General features: G+C 43.5%; 15 protein-coding genes and 1 tRNA gene. 8 read left to right on the forward strand and 8 right to left on the reverse strand.

The features are described 5' to 3' along the window. Positions 1 to 477: 477 nt before the first annotated feature. The 3 genes from B3S93_RS11755 (at position 478) to B3S93_RS11765 (ending at position 2,665) form a co-directional block, all read left to right on the forward strand. The gene (locus B3S93_RS11755) at positions 478 to 816 is read left to right on the forward strand and encodes a P-II family nitrogen regulator (RefSeq protein WP_292748884.1); all 339 of its coding nucleotides are present in this window, start codon (positions 478 to 480) and stop codon (positions 814 to 816) included. Positions 817 to 825: 9 nt separating this feature from the next. After that, entirely contained in the window at positions 826 to 2,079 is a 1,254-nt protein-coding gene (locus B3S93_RS11760) for an ammonium transporter (RefSeq protein WP_292356038.1), read from the forward strand. 286 nt (positions 2,080 to 2,365) lie between these two features. Further along, a complete protein-coding gene (locus B3S93_RS11765) occupies positions 2,366 to 2,665 on the forward strand; it encodes a hypothetical protein (RefSeq protein WP_292403005.1) in 300 nt (99 codons plus the stop codon). A gap of 33 nt (positions 2,666 to 2,698) precedes the next feature. Here B3S93_RS11765 and B3S93_RS11770 read toward each other — a convergent pair whose 3' ends face one another. The 5 genes from B3S93_RS11770 to pstS form a co-directional block, all read right to left on the reverse strand. After that, positions 2,699 to 3,373, reverse strand: a complete 675-nt coding sequence (locus B3S93_RS11770) for a hypothetical protein (RefSeq protein ID WP_292403008.1) — start codon at positions 3,371 to 3,373, stop codon at positions 2,699 to 2,701. 66 nt (positions 3,374 to 3,439) lie between these two features. Beyond that, the gene (gene pstB, locus B3S93_RS11775; protein ID WP_104934604.1) at positions 3,440 to 4,267 is read right to left on the reverse strand and encodes a phosphate ABC transporter ATP-binding protein PstB; all 828 of its coding nucleotides are present in this window, start codon (positions 4,265 to 4,267) and stop codon (positions 3,440 to 3,442) included. A 14-nt stretch (positions 4,268 to 4,281) separates the two neighbouring features. Continuing rightward, positions 4,282 to 5,181, reverse strand: a complete 900-nt coding sequence (pstA, locus tag B3S93_RS11780) for a phosphate ABC transporter permease PstA (protein ID WP_292356032.1) — start codon at positions 5,179 to 5,181, stop codon at positions 4,282 to 4,284. Next, positions 5,178 to 6,083 carry a phosphate ABC transporter permease subunit PstC gene (pstC, locus tag B3S93_RS11785; protein ID WP_292403011.1) on the reverse strand — a complete coding sequence of 302 codons (906 nt, stop codon included), beginning with the start codon at positions 6,081 to 6,083 and terminating at the stop codon, positions 5,178 to 5,180. The genes pstA and pstC overlap by 4 nt, the downstream gene beginning before the upstream one ends. Before the next feature lie 202 nt (positions 6,084 to 6,285). Next, on the reverse strand, positions 6,286 to 7,377 hold the full coding sequence (gene pstS, locus B3S93_RS11790; protein ID WP_292403013.1) for a phosphate ABC transporter substrate-binding protein PstS: 1,092 nt from the start codon (positions 7,375 to 7,377) through the stop codon (positions 6,286 to 6,288). A 333-nt stretch (positions 7,378 to 7,710) separates the two neighbouring features. Here pstS and B3S93_RS11795 point away from each other — a divergent pair, with 333 nt between their 5' ends. The 4 genes from B3S93_RS11795 (at position 7,711) to B3S93_RS11810 (ending at position 11,326) form a co-directional block, all read left to right on the forward strand. Beyond that, positions 7,711 to 8,232 carry a hypothetical protein gene (locus tag B3S93_RS11795; protein WP_292403016.1) on the forward strand — a complete coding sequence of 174 codons (522 nt, stop codon included), beginning with the start codon at positions 7,711 to 7,713 and terminating at the stop codon, positions 8,230 to 8,232. 63 nt (positions 8,233 to 8,295) lie between these two features. Beyond that, positions 8,296 to 8,973 carry an OmpW/AlkL family protein gene (locus B3S93_RS11800; RefSeq protein WP_292403019.1) on the forward strand — a complete coding sequence of 226 codons (678 nt, stop codon included), beginning with the start codon at positions 8,296 to 8,298 and terminating at the stop codon, positions 8,971 to 8,973. A 113-nt stretch (positions 8,974 to 9,086) separates the two neighbouring features. Further along, positions 9,087 to 10,643 carry a sensor histidine kinase gene (locus tag B3S93_RS11805; RefSeq protein WP_292403021.1) on the forward strand — a complete coding sequence of 519 codons (1,557 nt, stop codon included), beginning with the start codon at positions 9,087 to 9,089 and terminating at the stop codon, positions 10,641 to 10,643. A 2-nt stretch (positions 10,644 to 10,645) separates the two neighbouring features. Beyond that, on the forward strand, positions 10,646 to 11,326 hold the full coding sequence (locus B3S93_RS11810) for a response regulator transcription factor (protein ID WP_292356023.1): 681 nt from the start codon (positions 10,646 to 10,648) through the stop codon (positions 11,324 to 11,326). A gap of 161 nt (positions 11,327 to 11,487) precedes the next feature. Here the strand turns inward: B3S93_RS11810 and B3S93_RS11815 are convergent, their stop codons facing one another. Further along, on the reverse strand, positions 11,488 to 13,260 hold the full coding sequence (locus B3S93_RS11815; protein WP_292403024.1) for a methanol/ethanol family PQQ-dependent dehydrogenase: 1,773 nt from the start codon (positions 13,258 to 13,260) through the stop codon (positions 11,488 to 11,490). Between the two features lie 335 nt (positions 13,261 to 13,595). Then, positions 13,596 to 13,671: transfer RNA gene (locus tag B3S93_RS11820), tRNA-Asn, on the reverse strand. A 373-nt stretch (positions 13,672 to 14,044) separates the two neighbouring features. Here B3S93_RS11820 and B3S93_RS11825 point away from each other — a divergent pair. Next, on the forward strand, positions 14,045 to 14,482 hold the full coding sequence (locus B3S93_RS11825; protein WP_292403025.1) for a hypothetical protein: 438 nt from the start codon (positions 14,045 to 14,047) through the stop codon (positions 14,480 to 14,482). Between the two features lie 25 nt (positions 14,483 to 14,507). Here the strand turns inward: B3S93_RS11825 and B3S93_RS11830 are convergent, their stop codons facing one another. After that, positions 14,508 to 15,695, reverse strand: a complete 1,188-nt coding sequence (locus B3S93_RS11830; RefSeq protein ID WP_292356018.1) for a pyridoxal phosphate-dependent aminotransferase — start codon at positions 15,693 to 15,695, stop codon at positions 14,508 to 14,510. Between the last annotated feature and the right edge of the window lie 15 nt (positions 15,696 to 15,710).

Genomic DNA, 15,710 nt, shown 5'->3' on the forward strand with positions numbered 1-15,710 from the left:
TAGGTCAGGGGCGTGAGCAGGATGCGGAAGCTTTGCTCGTCACTTATTTAGAACAACTACAAAAACGCCGGGACAAGCAATGTTCCAGACATTGCTTTTGCATACACTCCATCCATGGAGATAAACGTTTTTGAGCGTAAGCCCCAACGGGGTGGGATACATGGATGTATCTCACAAAAGGCGCTCCTCGTGCCTTGATTGACGCTTTTTCAGCTCACAACAGAGGCGGAGATGAAAGATCAACACGCCCTAATAACAGAACCTGCTTTGAATCCTGAATAAAAATTCCTTTACTTAAAGGTGCACATTGCCAGTGCATTTTTAACTTTTCTGCTGCACCAAAATGATGCGTTTGTTCTTCATCTATCTAACATTTATTCTTAACTCACTGACTATTATAGGAAAAATACGTGGCATGGATTTTTCATTGTTTCGCCAGGGTAAATTAAATTTAATTTTAATCAACAGGAGCGAGAAATGAAGATGATAACGGCGATCATTCGCCCACATGCTCTCGAACTGGTGCGGGCCGGGATTCAGGAAATTGGTATATCCGGCCTCACCGTGACAGAGGTTAAGGGTTATGGCCGGCAAAAAGGCCATAACGAGATGTATCGGGGGGCAGAATATACGATTAATTTTCAGCCAAAAATCAAACTTGAATTAGTGGTGGGTGATGATGATGTGGCAAAAGCCATTGAAGCCATTACTACCAGCGCCAAATCCGGAAGAATCGGTGATGGCAAAATTTTCGTTTCAACACTGGAGTCGGCTGTTCGTATCAGAACGGGTGAAACCGGTGAAGCAGCTATTTAGGAGAGTAAAATGGATACGCTTGTAATTGAAGTAAGTTATGCGCTCGACACATTTTATTTCCTGATGTGTACAGCGCTGGTGATGTTGATGGCAGCTGGGTTTGCCATGTTGGAATCGGGATTGGTACGTAGTAAGAATACTGTCGAAATTCTCAATAAAAATGTTCTTTTATATGGTATTGCCTGTCTGGTGTACTTTGTTATCGGCTACAACATCATGTACCCGGCCGATCCAGTAAACTCGTGGATTCCTGGTCTGGACTTCTTCCTCGGTGAAGATAATAGTCCTGAATCGGTATTAGCCGGTGGCGAAGGTGCGCCATATTACTCAGCGATGGCTGATTTTATCTTCCAGGCGGTATTTGCTGCAGCAACCATGTCGATTGTTTCTGGTGCGGTAGCTGAACGTATGCGTTTGTGGCCTTTCCTGATCTTTGCTGTGTTTATGGTCGGTTTTATCTATCCGGTAGAAGGTTATTGGAAATGGGGTGGTGGTTTCCTCGATCAACTGGGCTTCCAGGATTTTGCCGGTTCAGTCGTCGTGCATATGGCTGGTGCCGCCGCCGCGTTGGCCGCGGTCATTATTATCGGGCCACGTAAGGGCAAATACGGTAAAAATGGTGAGGTTCACGCGATTCCAGGTGCGAATTTACCGATGGCAACATTAGGGATGTTTATTCTGTGGTTTGGCTGGTTCGGTTTCAATGGCGGTTCTGAGTTAAAAATTGCCAATATTGAAGAAGCCAACGCCGTAGCGAAGATCTTTGTAAACACCAATATGGCCGCCGCTGCAGGTATGGTTGCTGCATCATTGCTGGCCAGATTCCTGTTCGGTAAAACGGACTTAACTATGACAATCAGTGGTGCGTTGGCTGGTCTGGTGGCAATTACTGCTGAACCCTTAATGCCAAGTCCTGGGCTGGCACTGATCATTGGTGCAGTTGGTGGTATTGTGCTGGTGTTCTCTGTCATCTTTCTGGATAAAATGCAGCTTGATGATCCGGTTGGGGCAATCTCGGTCCATGGTACTGCCGGTATCTGGGGTATCTTCGCGGTCATGTTCAGTAACCCGGATGCTACCTTTGCCGGTCAGCTGATCGGTACTGTAGTCACGTTTGCGTGGATGTTTATCGCTTCATTTATCGTACTGTCGATCATTAATAAATTCGCCAAACTACGTGTTGATGAAGAAGAAGAAATGGAAGGTATGGATATCAGCGAATGCGGTATGTCTGCTTATCCGGAATTTACTTCTGATAAATAAATCGAGCAGTGACATTGTTCCACTAAAACGCCGGCTTAATGCCGGCGTTTTACCTTTGGGGATTTATTCAAACCGGCTTTTAGCGGATCATATACTGGTAGCCGACAACATTACCTACAATAGAATCAAAGCGAATAATTGTGCAGCTTAAGACTACGAACAAAAGTCGATTATTGGTTTTACGTAATGACATGGCCCAAGATATATCATTAGCCTATGAATTAACTATCTGAGCTGACTGAGCCTCTATCAGACAAAACACCGTTTACAGTATTTGAGAATCACTATGAGCAAAAAAGAAAATCAGGATATGGTGGTGGAGTTTACGCCGTTAGAAAAAATCGAAGCACTCTATAGTGAGCTAACCGACTGGTATGGTGAAGCGGATAACAAAGAACTCAGAGTCGCTGCTAAATTATTAATGGTGTCACTGGAGAAGTTTTCCATTTACGGTGGTGCCGACTGGCATGAATTAGTAAATGAATATGTCAATATTCTCAAAAACGATCCGGAACAGTTTCAAAAAATCCTGCGCTCCAATCGTGGTGAATTAAAAGATAAAAAATCCACGGGAAACTATCACTAGGATCTATTTCACATTAATAGCTGAGTTTGAAGTTCAACAAGCACCACTCAGTAAAAACCGGCGTTTCTCCTGCTCGCTTCTGAGTAGCTTGGCAAATTTTCGTGTTTGTTTGGGCAGGTAAATGAAGTCATCTACCAGCGATTTTTTTCGCCGCTTTTTAGTTAACTCTGCTGGCTCAAAAAAATGCTTGGCATTTTCATAAGATAAGACAAAAGGTGAATAACCTTCACGCATTAACACATAGCTCATAATCAAGGAGCCTGTGCGGTGATTTCCTTCTAAAAATAGCTGTGGCTGACTGAGGATGTTGGTGAAGATACCAGCACAACGTTTCCAGACATTCGTATTCTGATTTAATGCCAGCCAATCCATTAACTGACCAATCCCACCATCTCTTACATCATAAAAGTGGGCTTGAGTGGCTTCAAACTGGGAGTGTTTCTCTACAGATGATGTGGTGGAGTGTTGATACAGAACAATATAGTTCAGTTCGAGAAGTAACCCCGAATTACCATAGGCAAATAAATCAATACCGTTGACCAGGTACTCGTCTATTTTTGCATAACCCGCTATCAGGTTTTCGATCACCGTATCGCTTGGTGGTGTGCGTTTCACCTTGAGCGAGGCATTAATCTTTTTAAAGTTGAGTTGCGTATCTATCAGGCACGATCTGATGGCAGCAATATCAAGTCTTGCAATATTGACCATCAAATCAAGCCCGATAGTTCATCATGTTGTTCCGTAATTATTCGTGAAAATGACAAAAGACCAGGATTAACTAAACTCACCCCGGACATATTGTTTGGTGAGCAATTGCTGTGGGTCTTCAAAAATTTTCTTTGTGTCATCCATTTCCACCAGATAGCCGGTGCGGCCACCATTAGAAATATCCACTCCCAGAAATGCGGTGACATCAGCAACACGCATTGCCTGCTGCATATTGTGGGTGACCAGCGCTACGCTGTAATGCTGTTTTAACTCAACCATCAGTTCTTCAATCTGTCGTGTGGCAATGGGATCCAGGGCAGAGCAGGGCTCATCCATTAACAGCACATCGGGCTCTGTTGCAATCGCTCGAGCAATACACAAACGCTGCTGCTGGCCACCTGATAGTGAGAGACCACTGTTTTTAAGTTTATCTTTAACATCATTCCAGATAGCCGCTCTTTTCAACGCTTTGACCACCATCTCTTCTTCATCGCCTTTATAACCATTGAGTCGTAAACCAAATGCAACATTGTCATAAATGCTCATTGAGAAGGGGTTAGGAAGCTGGAACACCATGCCGATATAACGTCTTACTATCACGGCATCTACTTTTTTGCTGTAGATATCGTGATCATGATATTGAATGTGACCTTCAAATCTGAACGAGTCAATCAAATCATTCATCCGATTCATACTTCTCAGTACGGTACTTTTGCCGCAACCAGAAGGACCAATAAAGCCAGTCACTTTATTTTTTTCAACCGGGATAGTGGTATCTCTAACAGCCCTGAAATCACCGTAGTAAATATTTTTGACGTAGCAGTCTAAAACGACTGGGCCTTTAGGCTCATATTTCTTGGCAATAAATTCACCTGTTTCGGCTTGCATATTCATAGTTATTTCCTTGGTTATTCTTTAAATTTCGTTCTGCCAACGACACGGGCAACGATATTGAAAAACAGTACGAGTAAGACCAGCGCCAGCGATGCGGTCCATGCCAGTTCAATCTGATTCTCAAACGGCATACCAGAGAAGTTGTAAATCAGAATGGAGAGCGAGGCAGTTGGTTCTGCCAGCTCTGACATGTAGTAATTGCTGAACAAGGCTGTGAACAGTAATGGAGCAGATTCACCCGCCGCACCGGCAACAGCCAGAATGACCCCGGTCATAATCCCGGGTAGGGCGGTCGGTAATACCACTTTAAATATGACCTGAGTACGGGTACATCCCATGCCAAACGCAGCATCTTTCATTCTTTGTGGAACCTGCTTCATGGCTTCCTCAGCAGCCAGAGTGACCGTTGGCAGCATTAATACAGCCAATGCCACACCACCGGCCCAGGCCGAGTAGGTGCCGGTGGTGATAACGATGACAGCATAGACAAACACACCGGCCAAAATAGAAGGAAAGCCGGTCAGCACCTTGGCTAAAAATCTGGAAACGGTCGCGGTTTTACTGTTGGGATTAAGAATGGCCAGATACAGAGCAGCCATGGTTCCAATAGGAATACTCAGTGCGGAGGCAATACCTACCATGGTTAACGTTCCCACGATGGCATTACCAAATCCACCGCCGGTTTCGAATCCGGCTGGTGGCAAGGCTGTGATAGCCTCGAAATCAAGCCTTGCACCACCTTCCATGATGAGCATGTAAATAACCGATACCAGCGGAATACTGGCTAATATGGCTAGCCCCCAAACCAGTCCTGTCAGGAAAAAATCTTTCAGGGCTCTCAGTTCGAGCACATTTTTTTCAAGACTGGGTAAATTGATTCTTGGTGGAAGAATCTGTTCGTTAATCTGACTCATTTTTTACCCTCAAATTTACGCATGGTGTATTGCTGTACGGCCAGGCCGGCAACATTGACCACAAAGGTGATAAGCAGCAAAACCAGAGACGCATACATCAGAGCCTGAATTTCAATCTCACCTGCTTCTGGGAAGGTTGAAGCCAGCAAGGATGCCAGTGTGTTGGCAGGAGCAAACAGCGAAACACTGATGTCATTCACGTTACCAATTAACATGGCCAGTGCCATGGTTTCACCCAACGCGCGACCAAATCCCAATACCAAACCGGCCAGAATCCCGGAGGAGGCTGTTGGTAACATGACTTTAAGAATCACTTCCCATTTTGTCGCCCCCATACCATAGGCTGCTTCTTTTACTTTATAAGGAATACGACGGAAGGCATCGGCTGAAATGGCTGCGACAGTCGGAAGAATCATAATAGCGAGTACTAATGCGGCGGGAGCCAGGCCTGGACCACTTAAATCAGTACTAAATAAAGGAAACCAGCCAAACGTTTCATGTAGCCAATGGGCGGCCGGCCTGATTAGCGGGATAAGTACATAAATACCCCACAAACCATAAACCACCGAAGGAATCGCCGCTAACAGTTCAATGATGGTTCTGAACATCACTTCGATTTTGGCATGCATGAATCCCTGGGTCAGGAAGATGGCAATAGCGACTCCTAATCCACCACCAATCAGCAGCGCGAGCAGTGAGCTGTATAACGTGCCCCAAATTTCAGGTAACACGCCAAATTCATTCTGGTTGGTATCCCAGGTTGTACCAGTAATAAAACCTAAACCATGCTCCTTAATTGCAGGTAAAGCCTGAGAACCGAGTTCAAAGACGATATAAGCCAATAAAAGTATGATTGATAAAGCACATAAATAAGCAAAAGATCGGAAGACAGAATCTTTCATATAATCACTGGGAGAAGGTGGCGCGGACAATGTTTTGCCACTTGCGGAATCTTTAAAAGGATCGTGAACCATTTGTGTTCCTATCAATCGTGAATATTTATAATAAATATCGCTAACATCTTATTTTCAGGCTCTTGAACAGATAAATGCTGCAAGTGTTTTAAACACTTGCAGCATTGTTTTATCCGATCACCAAGAGTGATTACTGAATCATGCTGGCCGCGTTGCGAACTTTCTCAACAACATTTTCTGGCAGCGGGATATAGCCCATTGCTTCAGATGATTCCTGACCTGTTGTAATCATGTATTCAATAAGGTCTTTTAAGGCTTTGGCTTTCTCTTCACCTTGGTTTTTGTAAACCAATAACCATGTGAACGTTGCGATAGGATAGGCATCATCACCCGATGGGTCAGTTGCCCATGCACGCAGGTCCGGTACATCACTATTTGGCAGATTACCCTCCGGGAAATCAGTCGTCGCTAAGGCTGAAGCACCTGTTTCGCCACCAGCTTCAATAAAGTTACCTTTTTGATTTTCCAGCATGGCCGTCGGCATTTTGGTCAGTTTGGCAAATCCATATTCAACATAGCCGATTGCGCCAGGTGTTTGTTTGATAGTCGCTGTTACACCATCATTTTTAGGTGCTTTGACAATTGTGCCAGCACTTGGCCAGTTAGGTGCTTTTGCACCACCAACTTGTTCTTTGAAGTTATCGCTGATTGCTGCTAAGTGATTAGTGAATACATAGCTGGTACCACTTGAATCAGAACGAACAACAACAGTAATGTTTTGGTCAGGAAGTTTTACACCAGGATTGGCCGCCTGAATTTTCGGGTCGTTCCAGTTCGTAATGTTGCCCAGGAAGATTTCCGGATAAACATCACGTGGCAATTTTAATTCTTGAATACCATCAAGGTTGTAAGAAATGACGACTTCGCCCGCCGTGACTGGAAGCAGGATAACGCCTTTTTTGACTTGTTCTATTTCACTGTCTTTCATTGCAGCATCACTGCCTGCAAAGTCTACCGTTTCGTTAATGAAATCCTGAATACCTGCGCCACTACCTTTAGATTGGTAATCAATACGAACGCCATCAGTTTGCTTGCTGTAGTCCTTAAACCACTTGTTATAAAGTGGTGCTGGGAAACTTGCACCAGAACCAATCAATTTAAGATCAGCGTATGCAGCGGATGAATTCATGGCACCAATAAGCGCGCCAATGACAAAAACTGACTTTGCGCTCTTCGCAAATAGTTTCATAAAAACTCCTGACAAATGAAAAAAGTAAAACACTCAATTTACTGGTTGCTAAGTCTATTGGTGGTTTGTTAAAGATTTATGACAGTGGCGAAGATGTTGAATGTATCTCTCTAAATGACGCGTAAGTTTGGCCTTAAAGGTATTCCTGGACCGACGGCATTAACAGGTGAAATCTCACGTTAGCCTTGTTTATCAGGTCATCGAACTAGTATTAAGTTGATATGCCAATGCCGTCTTCTGAAAACAGACAATAAAAGATTAACAACTTGTTAATCTGTTATTCATCCAAGCTTAATTCCTTGTCGGTTTGATTTTCATCTCTTGCAAATATCATGGCTCTCAGGTTAACAACAGGAGAGACCAACAATGAAAACGACATATCTTGCAAGCGCATTCAGTCTGATTTTTACCACCTCGGCATTTGCTCAAATCGATAAAATCGATGCAGAAGCTATTCAGGCAGCACAAAACGCCTGGGCAGAAGGTATTGTGGAAATCGGTCAGGCCAAAATCAATGGTGAAGATGCAGGTGCAGTCGCCAGTGAGTTACTGGACAACTTGTATGCATTCGACGACAAAGTGCTATTCAAACCAACTAAAGCGGTGGATGACCCGTTCCGAAACAGTTATGAAGAAGCGCTTTCGTATTTTGTAGGCGGCATGCTTGAGGAAGATAAAGGCTTTGCTCTGCAGCCTTGGACTGCAGTTCGATTTGAGAATGAAGACTTGCTGATTCGTGACGACAATGCCCTTGCAATGGGGCTTTACTACTTTACCGATACGGCTGGTAACGAAACCAAAGTTGAATACACATTTGGTTATCGATTGGATGACGATGGCAGTGTCAAAATCGAATTACATCACTCTTCCTTACCTTTTAGTAAGTAATTAATTCAGCCTGCACAAGATCTTGTGCAGGCTTTTTCTCCTTTATTAAAGAGTCTGCTTAATATGAAGAAATATTCGAGTGCACCTTTGTTTATGCTGTTGGCCGGGTTTCTTGGTCCTGTCAGTTATGTTCAGGCTTATGAGGCTGGTGACTGGTTGATTCGTGGAAGGGTGATTAACGTTAATCCAAATGATTCAAGTGGAACGGTATCAGTCAATGGAGTTGATCAAGGAACGGAAGGTGTCAGTGTTGATAGCGATACTGTACCGGAACTGGATATCACCTACATGATGACACCCAACTGGGGCATAGAGTTGATTTTAGGGTATTCCGAGCACACCGTGGATGGTAGCCAAAGCTGGGATTTTCTGGGGCCGGTCGCTGAAACCAAAGTTCTGCCACCAACCCTAACCTTGCAATATCATTTCCGCCCAAATGGCAAACTGAAGCCGTATGTCGGAATGGGAGTGAACTACACCTATTTCTTTGATGAAAAGGTTCCCAACAGCTCTGGCCTCAGTAATCCCGGTGACTCGGTCAAGCTTAAATCATCCTGGGGACTGGCTTTTCAGGCGGGTGTTGACTATGCACTGGATGATGACTGGTTTGTGAACCTTGACCTGAAATACATCGATATTGATACCACAGCGACTTATCGGAATACGGCGGCGGGCTCTGTGTCTGTCAGCACTGATATTGATCCTGTGATCTTCGGTATCGGTATTGGCAGACGTTTTTAATGTGAAAAACCCATTAGATTAATCTGAGATAGTGGAGATGGTTTAAGTAAACTGCCTGAATGTTGATATATTAGCTTTTGCGAACGATTTTATTCTTCACTGGGTTGCATTTGATGTACCGGAAAAAAATTATTGCTTTTGCTGTTGTCGCTCTTGCCATGGTTTTCCTGGCAGGAGCGCTGGCTATCTGGTCAACAAGACTGACTGCCCAGAACATCGTTCAAGTGAACATGGCAAATGCATTGCTCACAGAGCATTGGAAATTATCCAATAACAGTTATCGTTTATTCAAACAGATTACCGATGAATTATTATTTGGCAAAAATGCCAATCAGGCGTTAGTTCGTAACAAGCGAGAGTTGATTGCCAATGCCATTTCCACAATAACGCAACTTGAACAACAACAACGACTGGCTCTGGGCGAAATCGCCACCAAGGGAACGGTAGAAGATACCAAGGAGCTGGAAAAGTTACTCAACGATATTCTTGATGCGTTTGACGCGGTGCTTGCTGAGCCGGTAAGTCAGCTTAATACTGAAAAAATTCGTTTCCTGCTGGAGGAGCAGATTGATAATCGGTTTCGGGAAGCCATTAATTCAGCTTTGCAACGACAAAGTACTATCGTCAATTCACTAAATTCAGATATCGAAAATATTCACACCAATATTGCCTGGGCTGCTGCCGCACTCACTATTTTTGCTGTATTTGCAGCGCTGTTGGGTAGTTATGCCATGATTCGTAATATTTCGATTCCAGTAGATTTTCTAAAAAAAGCAGCCGAATCTTTTGCTGGCGGAAACCTGAATTATCGTGTGCCACGCGGATTTGATCGAGAGTTTGATGCGATTTCAGCCGCCTTTAACGATATGGCTCAGAAACTTTCTGAAGAGAAATCTTTGCGGGATAAACTCAATAGTCAGCTGGAGTTTGAGGTTAATAAACGCACCAGTGAATTGCAGGTCCTCAATGAAACCTTGAAAAAAAATGATGCTGCCAGAAGAAGCTTTCTGGCAGATGTCAGTCATGAACTGCGCACACCACTCACCATCATTCGTGGCGAAACCCAGGTCGCGCTTCGACAGAGCAGACAACTTGATGAGACCGAGGCACGAAGTATTTTGGAAAGCGTTCATGAACAGTCTCTTTTATTGAGTCGTCTAGTGGATGATTTGTTGTTTATTGCTCGAACAGAAGCCAATAATCTTCAGTTAAAGATAGATGTATATTCGATTAATAAGCTGCTGAAAAATTGCGTAAATGAATTTCAACGTACGGCAAATCAGCACAAAATCAATCTGAAATGTGGCCTTCCTTTTGATGAGGCTATTGTCAGGGTTGATAAAGATCGATTTCAACAATTGCTGAGAATCTTGTTTGATAATGCAATTAAATATAGTCCATCCGATACCAACGTTACCGTTTCGTCAAAACTGGATGCTGGTAATGTAATCATTACTGTTCAGGATCAAGGTGCTGGGGTGGCAGATGACGAGTTGCCATTAATTTTTGACCGATTTTATCGAAGTCAACGAATGCAGCATGAAAAACCAACGGGATCAGGACTGGGCTTGTCCATTGCCAAATCAATATGTGATGCCCATCAGGCATCTATCTGGGCGGTCAATACGGAAGACGGACTGGCAATTCATATTAAGCTTGCTGTGGAGTAACAATGCAAATATTGATTGTTGAAGATGAAAAGCGTGTGGCCGATTTTATCTGCAAAGGTTTGAGGGTTGAAGGCTATTTTTGTGAACAGGCTCATAATGGTCAATCAGGGCTTATGCTGGTCAATTCACATAGCTTCGATGTCATTATTCTTGACAGAATGTTACCGGATACAGACGGCATCAGTTTTTTAAAGCATATTCGTAATGCAGGTATTTCTACGCCGGTGTTATTTCTTACAGCGTTGGATGATATTGAAGAAAAGGTTCACGGCTTGCGTGCAGGAGCCGATGATTATTTAACAAAACCTTTTGATTTTGAAGAATTACTTGCCCGTATCGAAGTTCTTTCCCGCCGGGGAATAAATGGACCTGATGTCGATGAAAATATTATTAAATTGAATGATATTTCTATTTCTCTGACCCACAGGACAGTATATAAGGGCAATGAGCTGATAAAAATGACCACAATGGAATTTGACTTATTGTTGTTTTTAGCAAAATCCAAAGGTCGTGTGTTAAGTCGTGAACGTATACTGAATGCAGTCTGGCAACTCAACAGTGATCCATTGACGAATGTGGTTGATGTTTATATCAATCGTTTACGCAAAAAATTCGACATTCATCAATCCGAATCCTTTATCGAAACACTTCGTGGTGTAGGTTACAGATTAAACATTAATTGACGTAAGGATGTCGGCTGGGAATTTCAATTAGCCATTTTGCTGCACACTGTTAGATCACTGAAAATCTTGCTTTGGTGTATTTATTTCCAACGACTCCAATAAAAAAAGCCCAGCACTATTAAGAGTGCCGGGCCAATTTATGAAGCTGCTTTTACATTAACTTACAAGCTAAACACGCTTAATACACCACCCAGTGTGGTCCAGCTTGATAGCGATCGGTAGGCACCTACAGCGCCAAGACCATCGGTATCATTTTCAAGATTATTGGTCATGCCAATACCGGCCCAACCACCAATGCCTGACAAAATTGAGATGTATTGTTTACCATCGTGTTTGTAGGAATTAACGTTGCCAATAATGCCCGATGGGGTTTTAAAGCGCCAAAGTTCACGTCCGGTTTTGGCATCCAGGGCTTTCAGATACCCCTCCAGCGTGCCATAAAAAACAACATCGCCAGCGGTAACCATGGCTCCGGACCAAACTGAGAACCGTTCAGGATTTGTCCAGACGATTTTGCCTTCACGAGCATCCCAGGCAATAAAGTTACCCATATTGTCTTTGGTGGCCGCAAACATATTTACTTCAGCACCGACGTATGGCTGACCGGCTAAATATTCAACTTCAAACGGTTCCAAATCCATACAGATATGGTTGGTTGGTACATAGAACAAACCCGTTCTTGGAGAATAAGCCGCAGGTTGCTGATCTTTGGCTCCATGGGCCGCAGGACAGATACCGGTTGTCTGAGTATCTTCACCATTGGCTTCAGGTGAGTAGGTGGCCACACGATCCGGAAGTCCCGTTTTCATATTGATGCTGTTGGCCCAGTTAACACTTGGGTCGAATTTTTCAGCTACCAATAATTCACCGGTTGCACGATCCATGGTGTAACCAAAGCCATTACGGTCAAAATGCACCAGCATCTTACGCATTTTGCCTTTTACTTTCTGGTCCACCAGAATATTTTCGTTAACGCCGTCATAATCCCATTCATCATGCGGTGTCATCTGATAGATCCATTTGGCTACACCGCTATCCAGATCACGAGCAAACAGGGACATGGTCCATTTGTTGTCACCGGGTCGTTGTAGCGGATTCCAGGTAGATGGATTACCGGTTCCGTAGTAATAAAGATTCATTTCAGGATCATAGGAGAACCAGCCCCAGGTAGTGCCGCCACCAATTTTCCACTGCTCACCTTGCCAGGAATTCAATGAGGAATCTTTGCCGATTGGTTGTAACATAGCGGTGGTATTTTCTGGATCGACCATCATTTCGTCATCAGGTCCGGTGCTATATGCTTTGTAGAGTGTTTTGCCATTCATATCATAGGCTTGAACATAGCCACGAACACCAAATTCACCACCGGAAATACCGACAATGATTTTGTCTTTAAAGACATTGGCATTACCGGTATTGGTTGCGCCGGTAGTTGGGGTATCACGTTTATCTGACCAGAGCACTTCACCGGTATCAATATCTAACGCCACCAACGTGGTATCCGCCTGGTTAAGGAAAATTTTACCGTCCCCATAAGACAAACCACGATTGACCACGTCACAGCACATTACTGGAACCGTTTCAGAGTAGTTTTGTTTGGGTTCGTATTTCCATTTGATGGCCCCATCGTTGCTCAAATCCAGTGCATAGACGATATTTGGATAAGGTGTATGGACATACATCACATCATCAATGATCAACGAGTTACCCTCGTGCCCGCGTAATACGCCGGTAGAAAAAGACCAGGCCATTTCCAGATCTTTAACGTTCTCCAGATTGATTTCATCTAATTGGCTGTAACGTGTATTGGCATAGTTTCCTGCTGACATAACCCATGTCTCTGGATTTTCCTGCATGCCGAGTAACTCATCTGCAACAGTGAGACCGGGAAGCGCCAATGACATCATTGCGATAGATAATTTAGTTTTATTCATATTGTTTCCTCTATGTTAGCCGCTTCAAAAACCGATAATTAACCGTCATGTGAAATTAGCTTTTGAACGGAGTGAGGATGTTAGCAACGAGGTAACAGGAATAATTGCCCGTGTGTCCGAATCTTTTTTAACGCTCTGGAACCACAGTCAAGTTGGCGCGGTAGATGTTAAGCAGAAGAAATTCTGTAAAGAACATATATATAAGTTTGAGCACGGTCTATCTGATGGAGAAGAGATCGATTTACAAATTGATGGAGTATTAAAGAAGTGATTAACAAATTTCAGACATAAAAAAACCTCAGAAGTAGCACTTGCTGAGGTTTTTTAATAATCATTGGCTCCCCGAGCTGGACTCGAACCAGCGACCCAATGATTAACAGTCATTTGCTCTACCAACTGAGCTATCGGGGAACAGAAAGATGGCTATGATAGTGATTTGAGCCCGGAGGGTCAAGGATTACTACTAATTTTTTTAACTGTCTGGGCATGACTTTATATATGTTATTGATTGTAATATTTTTTCAACTGTATCGTGTTGACTGGCTTAAAACACTTTTTAGACAGAAGGAGGATTAAGTGGAATATATTGCTCCTATTAGCTCTGCCGTTATGGCACTTATCTGGGTGATTTATTTACAACTATTTATTTGTTCAATATCGCCGCAGTAATCGACCTTATCTGATTTTTCACCATGCCCAGAATGAAAATCCTGATGCATTGTGCCTATTGGTCAATATGGGTGAGAGAGCGATTCATATTCAATGTGTCCAGGCAGTTGTAACGATGCAATCCGGAGAAATATATGAGCTTGGTGTTACCCAGTTCAAACGGGTGAATGTGATGGAGCAAAATGTTCAGCAGACTCTGCGTCAGGGACCATTGTTAAATGGGGGCTATCTGGTACTTGGAACCTTCAGAGATATTATTGAGAATGCTGAAGCAGCAAAAGGAGAAGCAATTGTGCTTGAACAGGTTGAAACGCTTGAATTAAGAGCTGCTGCTATACATGCGCCCAGTAAACATCCAGTGGGAGCCCGGCGTGGCTTTAAACTAAAACATGATGGAGGTTCATGCATTTTTCCAAAACAGATCTCCACTGAGCAGATGGTGAACCGTAAACAACAGAAAGAGGTGATTAACTGGATTGAAACAGAACTTAACCCAGTTAATCATCCAACAGACAGAGATGATCAGGAAAAGCCAAAAGAGCCTAATCCCTAGGCTCAAATGCAATTATCAGAGTAATTTATTGCTCAATAAATTCAGCAATGCGTTGTAAAGCATTTTGTAAATTACTTTCGCTGGTGGCAATTGATAAACGAATATGGTTTTTCAGACCAAATGCGGTTCCAGGAACCACTGCAACACCTTTTTCAACCAATAAGGCTTCTGCAAAGTCCATATCATCTGTTAAATCTGGTTTGTTAGCCAATACACCGCTGATATCTGGAAACACATAAAAAGTACCATCTGTTTCGAGAGCGGTAATGCCTTGCATCTGATTGAGCTTTTCGACCACAAAATCGTGACGTTTTTTGAATTCAACCAGCATAGTTTGTACGCAGCCCTGATCACCATTTAAGGCTTCGACTGAGGCCGCTTGTGAAATAGATGTGGGGTTTGATGTGCTCTGCGATTGAATTTTTTTCATCGCGCCGATTAATTGAGCAGGGCCACCGGCATAACCAATACGCCAGCCAGTCATTGAATAGGCTTTGGAGACACCATTCATAACGATTGTGCGGTCATATAAATCAGGGCAAGCCATTACGATATTGTAAAACGGTTCATCGGCCCAATATATAAGTTCGTACATGTCATCAGTGGCGATGAGAATGTCAGGATACTTACGCAACACTTCGCCCAATGCTTCAAGTTCAGCTTTGGTGTAAGTCATGCCGGTTGGGTTGGAAGGGCTGTTGATGACAAATAACCGGGTTTTGTCAGTGATGGCTTCTTCAAGTTGTTGTGGAGTGATTTTATAACGTTGATCACGGTCGCCAATGATGATCACCGGTTTGGCATCAGCGAGTAAAACCATATCAGGATAAGATACCCAGTAAGGGGCCGGGATAATTACTTCATCGCCAGACTCTAATAAAGCCTGTGCCAGATTAAAGAAGCTTTGTTTACCGCCACATGAAACCAGAATTTGATTGGCTTCGTAAGTTAAACCGTTATCACGGGAAAACTTTTTGATGATGGCGTTTTTCAATTCAGCGGTACCATCAACCGCGGTATATTTGGTTTGGCCCTTATCAAGCGCTTTAACGGCTGCTTGTTTAATATGATCCGGCGTATCGAAATCCGGTTCGCCGGCACCAAGACCGATAATATCTTTACCTTCGGCTCTCAAGGCCGCGGCGCGTGCGGTAATGGCTAAAGTAGGTGAGGGTTTGATGCTTTGAACGCGCTGTGAGAGTTTGATAGTCAAAATCTGTCCTTCGAG

This window comes from Methylophaga sp. UBA3613 (genome assembly GCF_002375415.1).
In the GTDB taxonomy this organism is placed as follows: Bacteria; Pseudomonadota; Gammaproteobacteria; order Nitrosococcales; family Methylophagaceae; genus Methylophaga.